The 20,895-nt window shown below is 35.6% G+C and carries 22 protein-coding genes; 15 read left to right on the top strand and 7 right to left on the bottom strand.

Annotated elements, in window-relative coordinates:
- Together menE and seqA are read right to left on the bottom strand one after the other, a co-directional pair.
- On the bottom strand, positions 1-1,443 hold the full coding sequence (menE, locus tag ACFFHK_RS05720) for an o-succinylbenzoate--CoA ligase (protein WP_382370446.1): 1,443 nt from the start codon (positions 1,441-1,443) through the stop codon (positions 1-3).
- On the bottom strand, positions 1,443-2,081 hold the full coding sequence (gene seqA, locus ACFFHK_RS05715) for a replication initiation negative regulator SeqA (protein WP_382370444.1): 639 nt from the start codon (positions 2,079-2,081) through the stop codon (positions 1,443-1,445). Before seqA ends, menE begins: the two co-directional genes overlap by 1 nt.
- Before the next feature lie 180 nt (positions 2,082-2,261).
- Between seqA and ACFFHK_RS05710 the strand changes: the two genes are divergently transcribed.
- The 6 genes from ACFFHK_RS05710 (at position 2,262) to ACFFHK_RS05685 (ending at position 6,316) form a co-directional block, all read left to right on the top strand.
- Entirely contained in the window at positions 2,262-3,047 is a 786-nt protein-coding gene (locus tag ACFFHK_RS05710; RefSeq protein ID WP_382370442.1) for an alpha/beta fold hydrolase, read from the top strand.
- A gap of 104 nt (positions 3,048-3,151) precedes the next feature.
- Positions 3,152-3,433 (top strand): LexA regulated protein, encoded by a 282-nt coding sequence (gene ybfE, locus ACFFHK_RS05705; protein ID WP_382370440.1) that lies wholly within the window; start codon positions 3,152-3,154, stop codon positions 3,431-3,433.
- Between the two features lies 1 nt (position 3,434).
- Positions 3,435-3,959: a flavodoxin FldA gene (gene fldA, locus ACFFHK_RS05700; protein WP_382370438.1), complete on the top strand. Its 525-nt coding sequence runs from the start codon at positions 3,435-3,437 to the stop codon at positions 3,957-3,959.
- A gap of 163 nt (positions 3,960-4,122) precedes the next feature.
- The gene (gene fur, locus ACFFHK_RS05695) at positions 4,123-4,560 is read left to right on the top strand and encodes a ferric iron uptake transcriptional regulator (protein WP_382370605.1); all 438 of its coding nucleotides are present in this window, start codon (positions 4,123-4,125) and stop codon (positions 4,558-4,560) included.
- Positions 4,561-4,792: 232 nt separating this feature from the next.
- Positions 4,793-5,608: a Cof-type HAD-IIB family hydrolase gene (locus tag ACFFHK_RS05690; protein ID WP_382370436.1), complete on the top strand. Its 816-nt coding sequence runs from the start codon at positions 4,793-4,795 to the stop codon at positions 5,606-5,608.
- 9 nt (positions 5,609-5,617) lie between these two features.
- Positions 5,618-6,316: an SIR2 family NAD-dependent protein deacylase gene (locus ACFFHK_RS05685; RefSeq protein ID WP_382370434.1), complete on the top strand. Its 699-nt coding sequence runs from the start codon at positions 5,618-5,620 to the stop codon at positions 6,314-6,316.
- An 86-nt stretch (positions 6,317-6,402) separates the two neighbouring features.
- On the opposite strand, the gene ACFFHK_RS05680 is transcribed toward ACFFHK_RS05685, so the two are convergent.
- Both ACFFHK_RS05680 and ACFFHK_RS05675 read right to left on the bottom strand, forming a co-directional pair.
- Positions 6,403-7,665, bottom strand: coding sequence for an HlyC/CorC family transporter (locus ACFFHK_RS05680; protein WP_382370432.1), 1,263 nt, complete (start codon positions 7,663-7,665; stop codon positions 6,403-6,405).
- A gap of 76 nt (positions 7,666-7,741) precedes the next feature.
- Positions 7,742-8,542, bottom strand: a complete 801-nt coding sequence (locus ACFFHK_RS05675; protein ID WP_382370603.1) for a cytochrome C assembly family protein — start codon at positions 8,540-8,542, stop codon at positions 7,742-7,744.
- A 195-nt stretch (positions 8,543-8,737) separates the two neighbouring features.
- Between ACFFHK_RS05675 and ffh the strand changes: the two genes are divergently transcribed.
- From ffh to ACFFHK_RS05655, 4 genes are all read left to right on the top strand, one after another.
- On the top strand, positions 8,738-10,114 hold the full coding sequence (ffh, locus tag ACFFHK_RS05670; protein WP_382370430.1) for a signal recognition particle protein: 1,377 nt from the start codon (positions 8,738-8,740) through the stop codon (positions 10,112-10,114).
- Positions 10,115-10,403: 289 nt separating this feature from the next.
- Positions 10,404-11,036 carry a hypothetical protein gene (locus tag ACFFHK_RS05665; protein WP_382370429.1) on the top strand — a complete coding sequence of 211 codons (633 nt, stop codon included), beginning with the start codon at positions 10,404-10,406 and terminating at the stop codon, positions 11,034-11,036.
- Between the two features lie 2 nt (positions 11,037-11,038).
- Positions 11,039-11,863, top strand: coding sequence for a cytolethal distending toxin subunit B family protein (locus ACFFHK_RS05660; protein WP_382370427.1), 825 nt, complete (start codon positions 11,039-11,041; stop codon positions 11,861-11,863).
- A 17-nt stretch (positions 11,864-11,880) separates the two neighbouring features.
- Complete coding sequence (locus ACFFHK_RS05655) at positions 11,881-12,450, top strand: hypothetical protein (protein WP_382370425.1); 570 nt, start codon at positions 11,881-11,883, stop codon at positions 12,448-12,450.
- Between the two features lie 48 nt (positions 12,451-12,498).
- Here ACFFHK_RS05655 and ACFFHK_RS05650 read toward each other — a convergent pair whose 3' ends face one another.
- Positions 12,499-13,800: a nucleobase:cation symporter-2 family protein gene (locus tag ACFFHK_RS05650; RefSeq protein ID WP_382370423.1), complete on the bottom strand. Its 1,302-nt coding sequence runs from the start codon at positions 13,798-13,800 to the stop codon at positions 12,499-12,501.
- Positions 13,801-13,962: 162 nt separating this feature from the next.
- Between ACFFHK_RS05650 and tehB the strand changes: the two genes are divergently transcribed.
- The 5 genes from tehB (at position 13,963) to ACFFHK_RS05625 (ending at position 18,712) form a co-directional block, all read left to right on the top strand.
- Complete coding sequence (gene tehB / locus ACFFHK_RS05645; RefSeq protein WP_382370421.1) at positions 13,963-14,826, top strand: SAM-dependent methyltransferase TehB; 864 nt, start codon at positions 13,963-13,965, stop codon at positions 14,824-14,826.
- Between the two features lie 79 nt (positions 14,827-14,905).
- The gene (locus ACFFHK_RS05640; RefSeq protein ID WP_382370419.1) at positions 14,906-16,921 is read left to right on the top strand and encodes a transglycosylase SLT domain-containing protein; all 2,016 of its coding nucleotides are present in this window, start codon (positions 14,906-14,908) and stop codon (positions 16,919-16,921) included.
- A gap of 27 nt (positions 16,922-16,948) precedes the next feature.
- Positions 16,949-17,248, top strand: a complete 300-nt coding sequence (gene trpR, locus ACFFHK_RS05635; protein ID WP_382370417.1) for a trp operon repressor — start codon at positions 16,949-16,951, stop codon at positions 17,246-17,248.
- Positions 17,235-17,948 carry a monofunctional biosynthetic peptidoglycan transglycosylase gene (mtgA, locus tag ACFFHK_RS05630; RefSeq protein WP_382370415.1) on the top strand — a complete coding sequence of 238 codons (714 nt, stop codon included), beginning with the start codon at positions 17,235-17,237 and terminating at the stop codon, positions 17,946-17,948. The genes trpR and mtgA overlap by 14 nt, the downstream gene beginning before the upstream one ends.
- A gap of 17 nt (positions 17,949-17,965) precedes the next feature.
- Positions 17,966-18,712 carry an SDR family oxidoreductase gene (locus tag ACFFHK_RS05625; protein ID WP_382370413.1) on the top strand — a complete coding sequence of 249 codons (747 nt, stop codon included), beginning with the start codon at positions 17,966-17,968 and terminating at the stop codon, positions 18,710-18,712.
- Positions 18,713-19,039: 327 nt separating this feature from the next.
- Here ACFFHK_RS05625 and ACFFHK_RS05620 read toward each other — a convergent pair whose 3' ends face one another.
- Both ACFFHK_RS05620 and ACFFHK_RS05615 read right to left on the bottom strand, forming a co-directional pair.
- A complete protein-coding gene (locus ACFFHK_RS05620; RefSeq protein ID WP_382370411.1) occupies positions 19,040-19,441 on the bottom strand; it encodes a hypothetical protein in 402 nt (133 codons plus the stop codon).
- Positions 19,442-19,452: 11 nt separating this feature from the next.
- Positions 19,453-19,734, bottom strand: a complete 282-nt coding sequence (locus tag ACFFHK_RS05615; RefSeq protein WP_382370409.1) for a hypothetical protein — start codon at positions 19,732-19,734, stop codon at positions 19,453-19,455.
- Positions 19,735-20,895: the final 1,161 nt, after the last annotated feature.

Here is a 20,895-nt window from a genome sequence, read left to right as displayed (position 1 = left end):
TTATGCCTCATTCTGTAAAAATGTTGCTAATTGTTCTTTTAACTGATGCCGAGATAACTTAATTCCTGATTCTACTGGTTGTAATGCCGCTAATGGATAATAAGCAATAGGCCATTTAAATTTTTCTAAACTTTGTTGTATCTTCTGTTCTATCTGTTGTACCTGTTCATGCGAAAAATCTTCAATAAACTCAATTACAGCAACTGGGCGCTGTCCAAACTTAGAATCATCTATTGGTAAAACAAAAGCTTGTCTGACTTTAGATGAGGTTAAAATTACTGCCTCAATCTCTTCTGGCTGAATATTTTCACCACCCGAGATAAACATATTATCCAATCGCCCAACAATAAATAGTTCTCCAGTTGAAAGATCTTGAAACGCTTTATCGCGTGTCGCAAACCACCCTTGTGCATTTAATAAAGAACGGATCGAGTGCGGCTTTTGCCAATAACCTAGCGCTAATGTCGTCCCTTTTACCCAAACCTCATCATGTTCTAATTTGAACTCTCGTTCTGCTAATAAATACCCTACACCATCAGTATGATCGCTTTGTTTGGCAAATACCGTTGATGCCATTTCCGTCATGCCATAACCTGAATAGCATTTAATCCCTTGTTGCATTGCTATTAGCGGTAATTCCGTTGGAATATGCGCTCCCCCTAATAAAATATGCGTTAAGCGACATTTTGCTTCTGGTTGTTCAGCTAATAAGGCTAAAAATTGCTGTAATTGCGTAGGGACTAAAGAAGCATGAGTTACCTGTAATAAATCTTGATATATGGATTCCCCAACACAGCGAAGCGCTGAACCACTAAGCAACCAACGCCAAACAATGCCTTGCCCAGAAACATGAAATAATGGTAATGAGAGTAACCATTCGCTACTTGCTTCAACCTCTAATAGAGGTGAGATTCCTTTGGCACTAGCAAGATGCTGTTCTATTGTATGCACAACAGCTTTCGGTAATCCTGTTGAACCAGAAGTTAGTGTTAATGTTAATGGACAATGTTTGATCCAAGACTGTTCAGCAAACGCTTCCACAACTGTTAAACGTTGCATATTTAATGGTTGCTCCAGATCTATCTGCGTTTGCTGACAATCAAGCAGATAATTCATTTCATTTTGTTCGCAAATTTCCCGTTTTTTTTCTTCTGGGAACATTGGATTTAATACCAGAACGCGGCAACCAAGTTGTAAGGCAACCAAATATGCAATGACCAACAATGGCTGATAACGCCCTATCAATGCAACACCATCTCCTCGCTTGACGCCCTGTTGCTGCCACGAGATAGCTTGTTGTTGAATAATCTGATTTATTTGTTGCCACGACCAACACTTTTCTTCAATAGAAAAGCGGGTTTCTTCCCCGCTTTTATTTTGCTTTACTGTTGTGATTAATGCGATATTTGCTGGCTTCGTTTGTGCATACTGCTGCCACAACATTAATGATTTTCCTCAGTTGAATGTGATGATGTAAATTGCTGTGCCACCAATTCAATTAAACTATCAGGCACATACATCGCTCGCATCACAGATTCCAGCATATTCCATTTTCGTCCTGTATTATTGTTGGTAGCAACCCAAAATGGCGATTTAGGAATTTGTTTTGGATTTACACTGCTGCCAGACGCCTCTATTTCTGCCACCTCTAATGAAAAATAAACTCTGGAACGCCCTTGGCTCACTTCTGTTGCACTAGAAAACCCCTCTGGACTAGCACGATATAACACGCTCAGAATTGATAAAAAGCGATTAACCTGTTTATCTTCTTCGATAAACTCTGCAGAACTAATCAATTTCTGTAACTGGCGACTAATATGGGCAATGGTGTCTTCATTCGGTTTCTTCGGCTGTAGCGCTATTGATGCTTCAATTTGCGGCTTCGCTTCTTGATGACTATCAACAGAAACACTTTTTTCACTTTCCGTCGCTTTAGAATGGGTAAAAGTCGTGTCATTTGACACATTTATTTGAGGAAAATTTAATAATCTCCGCAAAATTGTTGAAGCATCTTCACCGATGGATTGAGTATTACTGGCAATATATTGGTAAAGCTCATCATCAATATTAATAGTCTTCATAAATTTCCTCCACATTCTGCTAATATTTCACCATTATACGCTATATCTCTGCAAAGCCGAAAACAAAATCCAATTTATGCTGATTTTCTATGCCAAATTTTTGTAACTGCTTAAAACTTGATCCTTCCCCTAAAATATTTTATCTTTTTTTACTATTTCTTCTAAAAAGACATTTTTATCATGACACAGTCATTACTCAATTTTGATTATCTCCCCGCTGATAATGCACAAGCAGATACTTTAGTTTTTATCCACGGATTATTCGGCGATATGAATAATCTCGGCATCATTGCGAAAGCATTCCAAACTGAATATTCTCTATTACGAGTCGATTTACGCAATCATGGACACAGTTTCCATGCCGATCAAATGAATTATGCTGTTATGGCAGAAGATCTTTTCAATCTTTTGCAACACTTACAACTCAAAAATGTGATCTTAATTGGACACTCAATGGGAGGAAAAACAGCAATGCAATTTGCGTTAAATTACCCTCAATATGTAAAGAGTTTAATTATTTTAGATATTGCGCCTGTTACCTATACCCATAATGAACATAACATCGTCTTTCAAGCCTTATTTGCTGTGGCACAAGCACAACCAACTACTCGCCAACAAGCAAAAAGCATTATGGAACAATTCGTTACTAATGAAGCTATTTTACAATTTGTCTTAAAATCATTTGACGCCAAACAAGAACAACGTTTTCGCTTTAATACACGAGCACTATATCAACATTATCAACAATTAATGGATTGGGATTGTTCAGGTGTATGCACTTTGCCAACGTTGTTTATTCGTGGTGGCAACTCACACTATATTTTGCCTGAACACACCAATGCAATTTTACAGCGTTTCCCCAATGCACACTCTTTCACAATTAATGGCGCTGCCCATTGGGTACACGCCGATAAACCCCATTACGTGATTCGTGCAATTCAGCGCCATTTACAGCAAAATAGCTGAATTGTGATATTTTCAGTTTATTTGAAACTATGATATATTGCACGCCACAAAAACAGCTGATCAATCTCAAGTAGTCTGAAAGATGACTTTCAGTGAGTATCGTAATGGCAAAACAAGAAGCAGATTGTATAACTCTCGACTTATTTGCCCACGTTGCTAAAGTCGGAAGACCTCGTACCAATCCGCTAAGCAGAGAACAACAAATCCGAATAAACAAATGCAATCAATTACGCCGTGATAAAGCGGTGGGGCTTCGTCGGGTTGAGTTAAAATTGCATAGTAGTATGGTTGAACAACTTGAAGACTTAGCAGAAGAGGCTAATGTAAGTCGACAGCAACTTATAGAGCAAATCCTACAAACATATTTAGAGAAAAATAGGAATTAACATGGCACTTATTGGCTTATTTTATGGTAGCGACACAGGCAATACAGAAAACATTGCCAAAATGATCCAAAAGCAATTAGGTAGTGAATTAGTCGATATTCACGATATTGCAAAAAGCACAAAAGAAGATATCGAAGCCTATGATTTCTTAATGATCGGTATTCCGACTTGGTACTATGGCGAAGCACAATGCGACTGGGACGACTTTTTCCCAACGCTAGAAGAAATTGATTTTACTAATAAATTAGTTGCCATTTTTGGCTGTGGGGATCAAGAAGATTATGCCGATTACTTCTGTGATGCAATGGGAACAGTACGCGATATTATTGAACCTCGTGGTGCAACTATCGTTGGTTACTGGGCAACAGAAGGTTATCAGTTTGAATCATCAAAAGCACTTATCGATGATAATACCTTTGTTGGTTTATGTATTGACGAAGATCGTCAACCAGAATTAACCAATGAACGTGTAGAAAAATGGTGTAAGCAAATCTATACTGAGATGTGTTTAGATCAACTCGCATAGCTTACTTTCTAATTATCATTTGCATTTAAAAACAAAATAATCCATACTTTGCGATGGATTATTTCTATCTTCTTAATAGAAAATTTCTGTTATCTATTTATCATTTTTTGCATTAGCATACATCATTATGATGTTGATTTAACTAGAGGTTAGTATGACAAACATTATCGATGAAAATGTAAAACTATTAAAAAAAGTTGGCTTAAAAATTACTGAGCCTCGTTTAAAAATCCTTTCATTAATGCAGCGTACTGCCGTGCAACATTTTTCTGCAGAAGATGTGTATAAATGGTTACTCGAAGAGGGAGAAGAAATTGGCTTAGCCACTGTTTATCGTGTATTAAATCAATTTCATGAAGCAGATATCTTGACACGCCATAATTTTGAAGGCAATAAGTCCATTTTTGAACTTGCTCCTCTAGAACATCATGATCACATTATTTGTTTAGATTGTGGCAAAGTTTTTGAATTTAATGATGATGTGATTGAAAACCGTCAAAAAGAGATCAGCGAACAACACGGGATTAAACTTGCGAGCCATAGTCTTTATCTCTATGGTAAATGTTCTGATATTAAAAACTGTGCAGAAAAAGATAAATAATTGTCATACTATATAATTCTTTTTCAATTAAAATCAATGGCATAGCTAATTAACTATGCCATTTTTCATTCAACTTAATGCTTACTATTTTTGTAGCTCAATCTGATACAACAAGAAACCCTGATCATCTTGTTCAACATCTTTCATTGGCTATTGATTTTATGCCCAAGGCATTTCAGAATAAATAAAATTCATCAATTAAAATAAATGATTCATTATCAAGGAAAACCTTATGTTGAAATATAAATTATTAGCAACGGATATGGACGGTACGCTGCTTGATAAGCAAAAAAATATCAGTATCCGTAATCAACAGGCAATCCACGCTGCTAAACAAGCAGGTGTAAAAATTGTTTTAGCTTCTGGTCGCCCATTAGAAGGATTACAATCCTATCTGCAACAACTTGATCTCCTTGGTGAAGATGATTATGTCCTATGCTTTAATGGTGCATTAGTACAACGTAGCGATGGTACTATCATTACTCGTCAAAAAATGACAGGGAAAGATTGTAAAATGTTGGTGGACTATGCAGAACAATTTGGCGTTTTTAGTCATGCTTTCTCAGAAACTCGCGGATTGATTGCCCCACATGCTAATCAATATAGCCAGCATGATGCCGATATTAATCGTATTAATTTGAACATCATTAATTTCTCCATCTTAGCAGATGATGAGCCAGTGATTAAAACAATGTGGGTTGATCAACCTGAAAAATTAGATGCTGCACTAGCAAAACTCCCAACACACATTACAGAACAATATACCGTTGTACGTAGCACACCATTTTTCCTTGAATTTTTACCACCAGCAGCCAATAAAGGAAGTGGTATTGATAAATTAGCCCAACATTTAAATCTGCGCCCTGAAGAAATTATCTGTATTGGCGATGCTGGTAATGATTTACATATGATTGAATACGCTGGTTTGGGTGTTGCTATGGGCAATGCTACTGATGAAGTGAAAGCCATTGCTAATTATATTACTGCCGATAACCTGAATTCAGGTGTCGCAGAAGTCATTGAAAAATTCATTCTTTACCAAGAGTAAAGCAATAATATGAAAAAACCAATTTGTGTTGTGCTTAGCGGAGCAGGGATTAGTGCCGAGAGTGGTTTACCTACTTTCCGTGCTGAAGATGGACTTTGGGCGGGACATAAAATTGAAGAGGTTTGTACGCCTGAAGCACTACAACGCAATCCACAAAAAGTGCTGGATTTTTATAATATGCGAAGACGTAATGCAGCAGAAGCCCAACCTAACGCAGCTCATCTTGCTTTAGTAGAACTTGAAAAAGCATATCAAGTGAAAATTATCACACAAAATGTTGATGATTTGCACGAACGTGCTGGTAGCCATGAAGTATTACATCTACATGGTGAATTAAATAAAGCCCGAAGCAGCTTTGACCCTGATTACATTATACCTTGTTATCAAGATCAACAATTAACTGATCGTGATCCAAATGGGCACCCAATGCGTCCACATATTGTGTTCTTCGGTGAAAATGTACCAATGCTCGATACGGCGATTGCATTAGTCAAAACGGCAGATATTGTAATGGTCATTGGTACTTCATTACAGGTTTATCCAGCTAATAGCTTAGTACACCAGGTCAAACCAACAACCCAAATTTATCTGATTGATCCGCGTCCCAATACAGGCTTTATTCAACGTCCTGTTACCGTTGTCGCTCAAAAAGCCACACAAGGCGTTGTTGAAGTAGTAAAGAACTTATTAGCTGGAAAGGCAATTTGATAAAATAATCATTGCAAATGCAATGCGCCTAAAGCATAAAAATACGCCATGTCAGATTATCATCTCCAACATGGCGGCTTCCTAAATTAACTCAAACGCTTCACTTTGGCTTGTTTAATCATATTATCGCTAACTTCAAGAATTTTAATTTTGAGATTACCGATTTTCCATTCTGATCCTTCCTCTGGAATATCTTCTAAATGCTCCAGAATAAAACCATTAAATGTTCTCGCTTCATCAGTATCTAATTTCCAGTTAAACAGTTTGTTTAAATCGCGGATATTTGCTGAACCATCAATTAATACAGTGCCATCTGATTGTTGTTGTACTTCATCTTCAATTGATGGAATATTGGAGGTTGTAAATTCTCCAACAATCTCTTCTAAAATATCTTCAAGTGTTACCAAACCTTTAATATCACCATATTCATCTACCACTAAGCCAATCCGTTCTTTATTATTGCGGAAATTCAGTAATTGGGCGTTTAATGTTGTCCCCTCAGGAATAAAGTAGATTTCATCGGCAGCACGCATTAATGTTTCTTTAGTAAACTCATTTGTATTTAACATTAAGCGGTAAGCCTCTCGCACCCGTAAAATCCCTAATGCGTTTTCGTCCATATTCTCTTTATATAATACCACTCGGCTATGTGCGGCGTGATTTAATTGGCGCATAATGGATTTCCAATCGTCATCAATATCAATTCCACCGATTTCATTACGAGGTACCATAATATCTTCAACAGTAACTTTTTCCATATCTAAAATCGACAACAGCATTTGTTGGTGATCTTGTGGAATAAATTTACCTGATTCATTCACAATAGAGCGCAACTCTTCAGCACTGATCGAATGTGATTTAATATCTGGTTTTAACCCAACTGATCGCATCAATCCATTAGTAAAGAAATTCACAAAATAGACTAACGGAATAAAAATTTTAATTAAAACAGTAAGAATATGACTACTAAAAAAACTCACTTTTTCAGGATAAACCGCTGCTGCAGTTTTCGGGAAAATTTCAGAAAACACTAGCATCACAAATGTTAATGCTCCTGTCGCTATTGCAACACCTGCATCACCACCTAGGCGCAACCCAATCATCGTTGCAATCGCCGATGCCATAATATTAACTAAGTTATTGAAGATAAGAATAAAGCTGAGCAGAATGTCCGTTTTTTTCAATAATTTTTCCGCTTTCTGTGCACCTCGATTGCCTTTTTCAGCTAAATAACGTACACGATAACGGTTGAGTGAAAGTAGTCCTGTTTCAGAACTGGAGAAATAAGCAGAAAGAATAAGTAACAACACTAATAACAGAAAGAGTGTACTTATGGGGATACTGTCCAAAATAAAATCCTATACAAAATTCATCATCAGATACAACAATGTTCCTAATTTATGCTGTTGTACCACCAATCCTGCACTACACGATAACTAAACGGCTACCGAAATAGGCAAAAGTGAGCAAAATCATACCTGAAATTGTGTAAATTATCACTCTTTTTCCACGCCAATACAGCTTGTAATGTCCAAAAAGCAAAATACCAAAGACAATCCAAGCAATAAAAGAAAAAATCGCTTTTTGAATTTGATCCGCAGAGAAAAAGTTTGGTAGATAAATACTGCCACTAATTAACGTGATACTTAATAACATTTCACCTAAGCTAAGTAATTGAAAAAGCTGCTTTTCTACTTTCATTAGAGGCGGAATCATTGGAGAAAAAGTCATTTTTTTCTGTTTTAAATTACGATCTAACCAACCTAACTGTATAGCATAGAGCGTACAAATTAAAAAGACGGCATAACTGAATAATGCCAATGTAATATGGAATAATAAACCACCATTTTCGCTCAAATGTTTAATAAAATTGCCTGGAAAAAAAGTTGTTCCTACCAAGTTAATCACGGCAAAACAATACACGATTGGTAAAACAAACCAGAGGGTATTAGTCCGCAAAATTGCAAGAGTAACAAAAATACTCACTAACACAGAAATCAAAGAAGCAACATTAAATAAGGTAAAGTTTTGCCCACCTGCCACAAAAAAAGCATTTGCTAAACTGGCGATATGTAAAATAATTGCCAAAAGCGCACTATGAAAAAGCCATTGCTTGCCCGACTGAGTAATGGTTGTTGTTCCACCTTGCTGCACTTTCATTAATACTGGGGTAATCAATAAAATACTACTTAAATAAGCAACAATCGCTAATACTCCAATCCACAACATTATTTTGCTCTCTTCATAAACTTATCAGCAAAAGAAAGTTAGCAGTTTTTAATTAAATTTTCCATAGGATTATGCTGGAATGATGAAAAGAAACAATTTTTCGGTATAATGCCCTCTGTTTTTTGTTTATCTTTTGCGATGGTATTTAATCAATTCATTACACTATATCATCATCAATATTCAGGAATCCCTATGTTTGAAAATTTATCCGATCGCCTGTCCCGTACATTACGAAATATTAGCGGGAAAGGTCGTTTAACCGAAGATAATATTAAAGAAACCCTGCGCGAAGTGCGTATGGCTTTACTAGAAGCTGATGTTGCTTTACCTGTTGTGCGTGAATTTATTAATCAAGTAAAAGAACGTGCATTAGGTGTAGAAGTCAACAAAAGCCTCACCCCTGGACAAGAATTTATCAAAATTGTTCAAACCGAATTAGAAAAGGCTATGGGAGAGGCAAATGAAACGCTAAACCTCGCGATTCAGCCCCCAGCAATCATTTTGATGGCTGGTTTACAAGGGGCAGGTAAAACTACTAGTGTAGGAAAACTCGCGAAATTCTTACAACAACGCCATAAGAAAAAAGTGATGGTTGTTTCTGCTGACATTTATCGTCCTGCAGCAATTAAACAACTAGAAACTTTGGCGCAAACCGTGAATGCAACATTCTTTCCATCAGATGTTTCACAAAGCCCGATTGAAATTGCGAAAGCCGCTTTAGCGGAAGCAAAATTAAAATTCTTTGATGTATTAATTGTTGATACAGCTGGTCGCTTACACGTTGACGAAGAAATGATGAATGAAATCAAACAAATTCATCAAGTATTAAACCCAATCGAAACACTATTCACTGTTGATGCGATGACAGGGCAAGATGCCGCAAATACGGCAAAAGCCTTTAATGAAGCCTTACCACTTACAGGGGTGATCTTAACCAAAGTTGATGGTGATGCTCGTGGTGGGGCTGCGCTATCTATTCGCCAAATTACTGGTAAACCGATCAAATTTTTAGGAATGGGAGAAAAAACAGATGCTCTAGAACCATTCTACCCAGATCGTATTGCCTCTCGTATTCTTGGTATGGGTGATGTCCTCTCATTAATTGAAGATCTACAACGCAATGTTGACCAAGAAAAAGCGGAACGCATGGCACAGAAATTTAAGAAAGGTGATGATTTTACCTTAGAAGATTTCCATGAGCAGCTGTTAGAAATGAAAAAAATGGGCGGCATGATGTCCATGCTAGATAAATTACCAGGTGTGCAAAATTTACCTGATCATGTAAAGAATCAAGTCGATGATAAAATGTTCCACCGTATGGAAGCTATGATCAATTCTATGACGTTCAAAGAACGCCAAAATCCAGCAATTATTAAAGGTTCCCGCAAACGCCGTATTGCAGCGGGTTCTGGTACACAAGTGCAAGATCTTAATCGTATGTTGAAACAATTTGAAGAAATGCAACGTATGATGAAAAAAATGCGTAAAGGTGGAATGGCAAAAATGATGCGCGGTATGCAAGGATTAATGGGTGGCTTAGGTGGTCTAGGCGGAATGTTTAGACGCTAAATTACTCACTTTCAAACGCTTCAACGGCATAAATAGAAATTGTCTATTTATGCCGTTTTTCTTTATTATACAATTAGTTATGCTTTAACGTAGTGAATTAGTCAAAAACAGAATTAATATAACACTTTCTTTTATCATAAAGATATTTTCTCCCCTTATCTAAAAATACTCTTTATAAAAATAATAAAGAACAATAAAAATATTCATTTTTTATGAAATAAAATTTGACAAAAATAAATATAAATTATATTTTTATTTGTAACTATAGGTTACAAAAAGAGTGTTTTTTATGCAAAAAAATATTTATAAAACAATATTATTTCTCCTTTCTCTTTTCACTTTAGTCGCTTGTGGTCATTCTAATAATTTAGGCAATACGCCAACCCCACCAAAAGGTGAAATTGGTAAAATAGTAGGAAAATCACCAGCGTCTAATGCAGTGGCATTAGGTCGAGCCATTAACGAACCTAAAATTGGAATTATGAATTATTCTTCTGGATTAATTACTATCTGGGCAGTCGCGCCAAATAACTGGTTATGGGGATACTCTCCATTTGATAGCCAGAGTTTTGGAAACTTACGGCATTGGTATATTTTAAAAAATGCCAATGGTTCCGTTTCTTTTCGTAATGCAGAAATTGGTACCTGTATTGCAGCTTATAAAAATGGCATTATCCACACAACTTGTAATCGAAACAGCCTTGAACAACAGTTTGATTTTCTATCACTCACTAATGGTGCCGTAGCAATTAAAAATGCAGCAAATCAACTCTGCTTAAGAACACCCGCATTTCGTTCAACAACATATATGTCATTGACTTTTGCAAACTGTGTAAAAGTAAAACAAAATACGATTGACCAACAATGGTTTATTACCCCTCCAGTAGAGGATTCTCTACCGATTCCAGCACAAGGAGTATAACTATGTGGAAAAAAATTTTACTGTGCTACTCAATATTTATGGCTACAACTGCTTGGGCAAACTTAGAAGACTATAAAGTCGCCACTTGGAATTTACAAGGCTCATCTGCTGCCAATGAAAACAAATGGAATGTAAGTGTGAGACAATTAATTACAGGTCCTGGTGCAGCAGATATATTAGCAGTTCAAGAAGCGGGTGTATTACCTAGTACGGCGATGATTACCGAACGTACGGTTCAACCTGCTACAATCGGCATTCCAATTCATGAGTACACTTGGAATTTAGGTACTACATCTCGCCCAGATAATGTGTTTATTTATTATTCTCGTGTAGATGTTGGTGCCAATCGCGTTAATTTAGCCATAGTCAGTCGCCAACGTGCCGATGAAGTAATCATCATTCCACCACCAACGGTTGTTTCTCGACCGATTATTGGCATTAGAATTGGCAATGATGCCTTTTTCTCTGTTCATGCTTTAGCGAATCGAGGTGTAGATTCAACTGCAATCGTAAGAGCTGTTTTTGATTATTTTAATAATCGTCCTGAGCAAAGAGGTGTAAATTGGCTGATCGTTGGAGATTTCAACCGTACCCCTGCAAACTTACAAAGTTCATTAGAATCCTCTGAACCAGGTGTTGCGCGCCATGTAAACATCATCGCACCAACAACCCCAACGCAACAAAGTGGTGGTACCCTAGATTATGGAATTGTAGGTAATTCACTTTCATTTAGTGGTACTGCTTTAATTGCCTCTATTTTATTTGGACAAATTCGTAGCCAATTACTTTCTGATCACCGTCCAGTAGGCTTTTTTGTTCCTCGTTAACATAAAGGATATGTAAAATGAATAAATTTATCATATGGAAAAATATTAAATATATATTCACTGGTTTAATATTGATATTAGCAAGTCAATCAAGTTTTGCTGAAGAAGAAGATATATCTAAAAGTGATTTAATTGATGATACAATCCAAGTAGATCCTCTTATTACGTTAAGAAGCCTTGCTACAGGTTCCCCATTAACAAATGGACAATTTCCAGATGAACGTAACTTAACTTGGATTATTCGTGAAGTATTGCCAAAATCTACCTTGTTTCATACTTCCTCTGGATTAACGCAATTTAAAGTCCCTAATTTAGAACGTTGTTTATACACAATTCAAAATAGAATTATTACGGCTAATTGCGACTCCTTTGATAGTGGATCTTTATGGAAAATTATCCCTACGGTTAAAGGTGGGGTACAAATAAAATCCTTACGCAGTGAAATGTGTTTAAGTGCGGGAAATAGTTATAGCGATTTCCGCCTTGCACCTTGCCAAGAAGATCCAAACAAAAATACCTCAGTAAAATTATTATGGATTTTCTCACCAGCAGCAATCAATGCTTCACTTTCACCTGAGTTACCTTAAAAATAAAAAGCACATTTCAATTTGTATAGGAAATGTGCTTTATTTATATTATTTATCTACATTCTCTTGCGGTAGCACTAAATTTAAGATTAATGCCAACAATGAACCTACGGTAATACCTGAACCGAAGATTTCTTTAAAAAAGCTCGGTAATTTATCTAAAATTTCTGGACGAGTAGTAACTGCTAACCCACAGCCAATAGAAATAGCGATAATTAAGCCATTACGTTTAGTACGTTCTACTTTATCTAACATCTGTATACCAGCTGCAATAATCATGGCAAACATCATTAATCCCGCTCCACCTAATACAGGTAATGGAATCGAAACAATCAATGCACCAAATACAGGGAATAATCCTGCGAGAACTAATAATCCTCCCGTCAAGGCAACCACATAACGACTCGCGACGCCTGTTAATGAGATCACGCCAATATTTTGTGAGAAAGAGGAAAAAGGCGTTGTTGACATAATTGCCGCTAATGCAGAACCAACACCATCACATAACACGCCACGGCGTAAATGATCGCCTGTAATTTCTGTTTTTGTTGCATTACCTAATGCTAAAAAATTTCCACTTGATTCAACAATGGTAACTAAATAAGCAATACTCATACCAATAATCCCTGAAATAGGGAATGCTAAACCAAAGTGTAGTGGTTGTGGCAACGCAAAAACTTGAGCTTGTTTTACCCCCTCAAAGCTAACCCAGCCTAAAGCTAACGCTACGCAATATCCCGCTAACATTCCAATAACAATCGCTGCTGCAGAAAAAATGCCTTTTCCCCATTGCACTAAAATCACCACCAACGCTAAAACAAATAACGCCATCGTCAAGTTTTCTGGTGTCGCATACTGCGGTTCGCCACGCTGCCCGCCTGCAAACCAATCTACTGCAACAGGAATGAGACTTAAACCAATCATCGTTACCACTGTTCCTGTTACTACTGGTGGGAATAATTTCCGAATAGATGGCATAAAGAAACTACCAATAATCATCACTAAGGAGCCAACCAGTGATGCCCCTAAAATGCCAGCTACGCCATCTTGGCTAAAGCCAATCGCTAATGCTGCAGCAACAAAGGTAAAACTTGTTCCCATTACACTTGGCAAACGGATACCAATCGGACCAACACCAAGACACTGTACAATAGTTACTACACCAGAAATCAATAATGCAGCATTGACCAACACAATCGTATCTGATGTTGGCAAATGCAATACATTACCGATAACTAATGGTACCGCAATAATACCACCCAATGCGGCTAATAGATGTTGTGCCGCTAACAGTAAACCTAGGCTAAACGGCGGCTTATCCTCAACAGTAAAAAGTAATTTATTATTCATATGTTCCCTAATCACAGTTATTTTAATAAAAATGGTGTGCGATTATATGCTTGTCTGCCAAGATAAGCAAACGTTTGCGAAAATTAATAAAAAGGGGTTACATAAAGCACTGATAAAGCGCTATATAATGAATACTTAACTATCATTTTTAGGGGAAAAATTATGCAAGAAAAACTCATTGCTTATAAAACGATGCCTGTTTGGAATACAAAAACCTTACCTGCAATGTTTCAAGAAAAGCACAATACTAAGGTTGGCACTTGGGGACAACTTAAAGTATTAAAAGGAAAATTAAAATTCTATTATTTAAATGAAGAAGGAGACGTACTTTCTGAACACTTATTTACGCCAGAAAGTGAAATTCCCTTAGTTGAACCGCAAGTTTGGCACCGAGTAGAAGCCTGTTCAGATGATTTAGAATGTCAACTTTCATTCCTATGTCGCCAATCAGATTATTTCAGTAAAAAATACAATCTCACGGCAACCCATTCTGAAGTTAAAGCAGCCAGCGAATTATTAACGCCTTGCAAAGTGCTTGATTTAGGGTGTGGGCAAGGAAGAAATAGCTTATATCTCAGTATGTTAGGTTATGATGTTACTTCATGGGATCATAATCAAAATAGCATTCAATTTTTAAATGAGATGGCTGAAAAAGAACAATTACCCGTAAAAACTGCAATATACGATATTAATAGCGCTAATATTCAAGAACATTATGACTTTATTGTTTCTACTGTAGTCTTTATGTTTCTCAATGCTCAAGCCGTGCCAAACATTATTAATAATATGCAACAACATACTAATATCGGAGGGTATAACTTAATTGTTGCCGCAATGGATACTGTTGATGTACCTTGTCCAATGCCATTTTCCTTTACCTTTAAAGAAGGAGAATTACGCCAATACTATCAAGATTGGGAGTTAATTAAATATCAAGAAGAAATGGGCGAGCTACATAAAACGGATATTCATGGCAATCGAATCAAAATGAAATTTGTAACGATGTTAGCCAAAAAAGTCGCTTAAAAATGTTATTCTAACCTTTTTCACCAACAATCAAGCGTGCTAGACTGTATAAAACATCAGTATTAACAAAGGGAATGAAATGAACGCTTGGCAAAAATTAGTCTTCTTTTTAAGTTTGATTGTTGGTGGGCAGGTTTATGCGACAAATACCCAACCACACCCCACTATTCCAGCAAATCTATTTACCGATAAATACGCTTTACAACGCCAACAATATCAAGAATTCATGCAATTTCTTAGTGGTGAGGTGAATGATAATAGTGTTGCCCTTGCTGTTCAATTATTACCTAGCTTACAAGATTATCCGTTATATCCGTATGCTTGGTATCGCACATTAATCAAACAAACGATTATTACCCCCGAACAATTACAACAATTCCTCGCTAAAAATACTGACTTTCCGCTCAACAATGCCTTAATTGACCAGTTTTATCAAAAAAGCTTTCAACAGAAGGATTGGGCATTATTGGCAAAGAGCAAAACGACAATCACGGCACAAAATAGCGCCCAACAATGTATTCAATTAGTTGCAAAACAGCAACTCTCTGCTAACAATACCGCTGAACTAAATCAAATTTGGCAAGCAACAAAAAAGCTTTGGCTCTCTGGTGATAATTTAGCAAAACAGTGTGTTCCTTTATTTCAAGCTTGGCAACAAGCAGGAAATTTAACAGAGGACTTAATTCAACAACGTGCTGAACTAGCGATGGCAGCACAAAATCGCAGTTTACTTAATTATTTGCAAGGACTAACTCAAAATAAAGCAATAAAACAACAGTTACAAGAATGGCTAACTTTATTAAATCAACCACAACATATTGATAAAGTTAGCGAAAATTGGTCAATTACGAAGCAAAATAAACAAATTCTATTAACCAATTTACCGCGTTATTTTAAAACAATTCCTGAACAAAATTTAGACTTTATTAAATTACAGCTGCAATTAACACAGTGGCAACAGAAATGGCAATTCTCGAATGATGAATTAGCGCTCCTTAAACGAGTGATACTGCAACGCTTCTTTGATAATACGCAACCACAGTGGTTAACTTGGCGAGATCAACAAATTCGTCAATTAAAAAATGATGCGCTAACTGAACGCCGTTTAAGAGTTGCTATTCGTCAACAACAACCTTTATCAGAATGGTTAGCTTTACTTTCAACGAATACCGCCAATAAAGATGAATGGCGTTATTGGCAAGCTTGGCAATGGCAACAACAAGGTAAAAAAACAGAAGCACAAACAGCATTACAACAATTAAGCCAACAACGTGGTTTCTATGCTTTATTAGCCGCTGAAACCTTAGGCATTGACTACCAACCAACAATGCAAGACTTACCGCAACCGATTACTTTCGATCCATTATGGCAATCCCCTAATATTGCACAAGCTATCGCTCGTATTACAGAATTACGCCATTTTCGCTATCTTGATGATGCTTATTCCGAATGGGCTTTTTTATTAAAAAACATTTCTACACAGCAAGCATTACTACTAAGTGAATATGCCTTACAGCAACAATGGTTCGATCTCGCTGTCGCAGCAACAATCAAAGCAAAAGCATGGGATTATATTCGTTTACGTTTGCCATTAGCTTATCAACAATGGTTCACAATCAATGTAACCAATAAAGGCATATCTCCCTCATTTGCGATGGCAATAGCACGACAAGAGAGTGCTTGGCGTCCAAATGTACGATCTTCCGCCAATGCGATTGGTTTAATGCAGCTCTTACCAAGTACGGCAAAAAGCACTGCTCAACAGGCACAATATAATACTCAACAAGCGAATAAACTCACCGATCCATTAACAAATATTTTGTTAGGTACGGCTCATTTAGCACAATTAGCAGAAAAATATGGTGATAATCGATTATTAATTGCTGCGGCTTATAACGCTGGTGCAAAAAATGTCGATCGTTGGTTAACAGAAAATAATGGCAAATTATCAATGGCAGAATTTATCGCTTCTATTCCATTTTACGAAACACGAAACTATGTACAAAATGTTGTCAGTTACGACTATTACTATCAACTTTTGAATAAACAGATCGCAAAAAAATTCAGCAAAGCAGAAACCGATCGATTATACTAGTTTAATAGTAGATGAAAGGAGCAAACTATGTATATTAGTCGAGATTTAGAACAATGGCAGCAAGTCTTAGATTTTTTAAGAAATGGGTTTGCAGCAGGCAAAGAACAAGAAATATTAATGATGTTACTCACACCTGATGAGCGCGATTCTCTTGGCTTACGATTACAAATTGTCAAACAGCTGCTTGATAAAAAACTCTCACAACGAGAAATTCAACAAAATCTCAATACGAGCGTTGCCACAATTACTCGAGGTTCCAATTTAATTAAAAGCATTGAACCTGAATTTTTACAATGGGTTAAAACACAGCTGAATGTTGAAGATTAAATCGCTAATTTCACCACGCTGTCGATTACGTTTAGCGAAAATGATTATTTCGCTAATTGTAGCCTTTTTTGGTTGTGTCATTATTTTCCGTTTTTTTCCTATTCCCTATTCAAGCTATATGCTGCAAAAAACGGCGGAAAACTTTTTTAATGAGCATTATCACACACAACATAAATGGGTTAGTCTAGAAAATATTGCTCCCGCAATGCAATTAGCCGTGATTGCTGCAGAAGATCAACGTTTTCCTGAGCATTGGGGATTTGATCTTGATGCTATCGAAAAAGCGTTGAAACATAATCAATCCTCAAAGCGAACTCGCGGAGCATCGACTATTTCTCAACAAACTGCCAAAAACTTATTCTTATGGTCTGATCGCAGTTGGATTCGTAAAGGACTAGAAATTCCTATTACATTAAGTTTAGAACTTTTATGGTCTAAACAACGTATTCTTGAAGTCTATTTAAATATTGCCGAATTTGGTCCTGGAATTTTTGGTGTAGAAGCTGCAAGTCAGTACTATTTTAAAAAAAGTGCAGTAAAATTAACTCGCTATCAAGCTGCATTACTTGCTGCAGTTTTACCCAACCCGATACTGTACCGAGTAAATCAACCATCAGTTTATATTCAATCCCGACAAAACTGGATTTTAAAACAAATGCAATTACTCGGAAATAACTATCTAAATAAACTAAATAAATGATCTACAGGAGGAAAATAATGAGTATTTTAGTTACAGGTGCATCAGCTGGCTTTGGTGCAGCAACTTGTCGAGCGTTTGTGAACGCAGGTTATTCTGTGATTGGTGCAGCGCGTCGTTTAGAAAAACTACAACAATTACAACAAGAATTGGGTGATAAATTTTATCCACTTATCATGGATATTTCAGATCAAAACTCTATCGACACTGGGTTATCATCATTACCAGCAGAATGGAAAAATATCGATCTTTTAGTAAATAATGCTGGGCTAGCATTAGGGCTAGAGCCTGCTCATCAAGCTAACTTCACTGATTGGAAAACAATGATCGATACTAATGTACTAGGTTTAGCTTATTTGACTCATCAAGTGTTGCCACAAATGGTTGAGCGTAATAAAGGTACGATTATTAATCTTGGCTCTATCGCAGGCACTTACCCTTATCCAGGTGGAAATATTTATGGTGCAACGAAAGCCTTTGTTAAACAATTTAGCTTAAACTTACGCGCCGATCTATCTGGTACAGCAATCCGCGTTTCCAATATTGAACCTGGCTTATGTGGCGGAACAGAGTTTTCTAATGTTCGTTTCAAAGGTGATGATGAACGTGCGGCTAAACTCTATGAAGGTATTGATTATATTCAACCAGAAGATATAGCGAATACCATTTTATGGATTTATCAACAACCAGCACACGTTAATATCAATTCTATTGAAATAATGCCTGTTGCTCAGAGTTTTTCTGCATTAAAAGTAACAAAGAAATAATTTAATTTAGCATAGTTACACAAAAGAGTTGTGATATTAAAATTATTGAGCAACTCTTTTTAAATAGATAGGATAAAAAAGTTGATAATTATCATTTTTTATAATTCCCATCAACTTTTTCATTTAAAATATTTTTTATAAACACTACCTCATCGTTTTTCATTAGACTATAATAAAAATTTTCCTATCATCTATAGTAAACATAATTTTAGAATCTAAGTTAATTATTAGATTTGTTAAGACAAAGAAATCTTACGATGAAGGTTTTATTAAAACTATTAAAGAAGAAAAATGTAGAAAATAAAAAGAACAGGAAATCCGTTCTTTTTATTTATGTATTTTAATAGCATCAAAGAAATAACAATTTTTATTATAAACTAATGCAGTTAGACCTCTAGTATATTCTAATATAATAAAACACCCTTTAGGTCTATCGAGTACTATTTCTTGTATTATAGAAGATAAAGAAGTATCATTTTTAAAATAATTAACTGCGTCATCATTAAATTTTACTTCAGTTAATTTTTTGTACCCGTCTTTATATATTCGATCATCATTATAAATTGCCGTTAAGTCATTAGTTTCTAAATTGTTTATAATATCAAAATCTAAATCGTTTAAAGTTACCAGGTTATTATTTACTTCATCGATTGCTAAATAGGCTTCCCCTATTGCCCCTTCTACAATTAAAGCTTCCATTAAGTGACTATATTGAAAATCAATACTCATTTTTTATTCTCCTAGTTCAAATGAAAAATATCTATAGCATTAATCATATAGGCTGCTTTATTATAACAAAGTAATACTAGTTCATCGTTATACTCTAAAATGATAAAACAACCACGTGGTCTATCAGTAACAACTTCTTTAATTAAATCGACTAAACTATAATCTCCTCCAACGTAGTTGACCGCATCTCTTACACCTATGTTATCAAAATTCATAAAATCTTTTTCAAATAATTTATCGTCATTATAAACTGCTACTAGATTATCTGTTCTTAATTTAGAAATAATTTCCATATTTAGATTATCAATCTAATACAGAAAATTCATCTCTTTCTACTATATCTAAATCGGCATAATTTAAAGCATAATAGAAACCTATAGCATTATCTAATCTAGAATATACTTTTTTTACTCTCCTTATTAAAGAACATTTAATTAGTTAAATTCACTATACTTTCCTTCTTTTAGAGAATATAAGTTTTATATTTTATAAAAAATAATCATTTTATATTACTCGGTACATATTTTCCCAATAATATATTTCTTATAGATTATCCAATCATTAACTAAACTAGCTAACTTTAACTGATTAATCTCAATTACTTTACTTGCTAGATACCAACTTCTAATTAGAAACCATGCAAAAGTTTTAAATTTTTTCCACAATCTATTAGAAGCTCACCTACTAATTTAGTAGTCGTTTTACCAACCGTATAATCATGTCAAAGTGAAACTAAATCAGGATTCTTTTTAGTTAAACTAGAAGTGCATTTAGAATAAATTCTTTATCGTTTTTTGGCAAATTTTCACTTAAAACCTTATAACAAAAGAATTTAAGTAAGTTTATAGCAACTATTTTATCTACTATACTCAAAAAATAAACATAAAAAAATGCTAACCATTCAGCTAGTGTTTTTTCTTGTCTGTCTATTTTTTGCCTATTCTTTTTTACCCATCTTCTTAATTTCACTGTTATTTTTCTAAACAAAAAATTCTTTTTTTAGAGTAAATTATTCAAATCTAAGCATCTATCCGAATTAATAACCATGCTTAAGGATATAGGAATAGACTAATCCATCTCAAACAACATTACTTTCCGCTCTTCTGTCCTCAGCTTCTCGCTCTTCTACCTGTCAATGATGATAAAAAATCGGTATAGCTCCATTATCACTTTAGGACGTTTGAACGTTTCTCCAGCTTTTTCGTGGGTTTTCGCTTGCTTTTTTTAGGTTGATTGTATAGGAAGAAGAGGGAGAGACGACGAGGAATAACCCTACCAAATCACTGTAGGTCTAAAGTTGAGTAATATAACGTCTAGCGTTGATAGTTGATATAGTTGATGCAAAAAAACGCTAACCTCTTGTAGCGTTCTTTCTAAAATAAAAAAACCTCCGTATCGCTACGGAGGCTCTCTTTAATTCAAAAACCTGGCAGTGTCCTACTCTCACATGGGAA

The sequence above is a fragment of the Gallibacterium trehalosifermentans genome (assembly GCF_042433055.1).
GTDB lineage: Bacteria > Pseudomonadota > Gammaproteobacteria > Enterobacterales > Pasteurellaceae > Gallibacterium > Gallibacterium trehalosifermentans.
This window is presented reverse-complemented; position numbering and strand designations above follow the sequence as displayed.

What these genes read in the sequence shown, in the direction of transcription:
- menE (WP_382370446.1), bottom strand. Translation starts at nt 1,443, where the DNA reads ATGTTGTGGCAGCAGTATGCACAAACGAAGCCAGCAAATATCGCATTA.
- seqA (WP_382370444.1), bottom strand. Translation starts at nt 2,081, where the DNA reads ATGAAGACTATTAATATTGATGATGAGCTTTACCAATATATTGCCAGT.
- ACFFHK_RS05710 (WP_382370442.1), top strand. Translation starts at nt 2,262, where the DNA reads ATGACACAGTCATTACTCAATTTTGATTATCTCCCCGCTGATAATGCA.
- ybfE (WP_382370440.1), top strand. Translation starts at nt 3,152, where the DNA reads ATGGCAAAACAAGAAGCAGATTGTATAACTCTCGACTTATTTGCCCAC.
- fldA (WP_382370438.1), top strand. Translation starts at nt 3,435, where the DNA reads ATGGCACTTATTGGCTTATTTTATGGTAGCGACACAGGCAATACAGAA.
- ACFFHK_RS05690 (WP_382370436.1), top strand. Translation starts at nt 4,793, where the DNA reads ATGTTGAAATATAAATTATTAGCAACGGATATGGACGGTACGCTGCTT.
- ACFFHK_RS05685 (WP_382370434.1), top strand. Translation starts at nt 5,618, where the DNA reads ATGAAAAAACCAATTTGTGTTGTGCTTAGCGGAGCAGGGATTAGTGCC.
- ffh (WP_382370430.1), top strand. Translation starts at nt 8,738, where the DNA reads ATGTTTGAAAATTTATCCGATCGCCTGTCCCGTACATTACGAAATATT.
- ACFFHK_RS05665 (WP_382370429.1), top strand. Translation starts at nt 10,404, where the DNA reads ATGCAAAAAAATATTTATAAAACAATATTATTTCTCCTTTCTCTTTTC.
- ACFFHK_RS05660 (WP_382370427.1), top strand. Translation starts at nt 11,039, where the DNA reads ATGTGGAAAAAAATTTTACTGTGCTACTCAATATTTATGGCTACAACT.
- ACFFHK_RS05655 (WP_382370425.1), top strand. Translation starts at nt 11,881, where the DNA reads ATGAATAAATTTATCATATGGAAAAATATTAAATATATATTCACTGGT.
- ACFFHK_RS05650 (WP_382370423.1), bottom strand. Translation starts at nt 13,800, where the DNA reads ATGAATAATAAATTACTTTTTACTGTTGAGGATAAGCCGCCGTTTAGC.
- tehB (WP_382370421.1), top strand. Translation starts at nt 13,963, where the DNA reads ATGCAAGAAAAACTCATTGCTTATAAAACGATGCCTGTTTGGAATACA.
- ACFFHK_RS05640 (WP_382370419.1), top strand. Translation starts at nt 14,906, where the DNA reads ATGAACGCTTGGCAAAAATTAGTCTTCTTTTTAAGTTTGATTGTTGGT.
- trpR (WP_382370417.1), top strand. Translation starts at nt 16,949, where the DNA reads ATGTATATTAGTCGAGATTTAGAACAATGGCAGCAAGTCTTAGATTTT.
- mtgA (WP_382370415.1), top strand. Translation starts at nt 17,235, where the DNA reads ATGTTGAAGATTAAATCGCTAATTTCACCACGCTGTCGATTACGTTTA.
- ACFFHK_RS05625 (WP_382370413.1), top strand. Translation starts at nt 17,966, where the DNA reads ATGAGTATTTTAGTTACAGGTGCATCAGCTGGCTTTGGTGCAGCAACT.
- ACFFHK_RS05620 (WP_382370411.1), bottom strand. Translation starts at nt 19,441, where the DNA reads ATGAGTATTGATTTTCAATATAGTCACTTAATGGAAGCTTTAATTGTA.
- ACFFHK_RS05615 (WP_382370409.1), bottom strand. Translation starts at nt 19,734, where the DNA reads ATGGAAATTATTTCTAAATTAAGAACAGATAATCTAGTAGCAGTTTAT.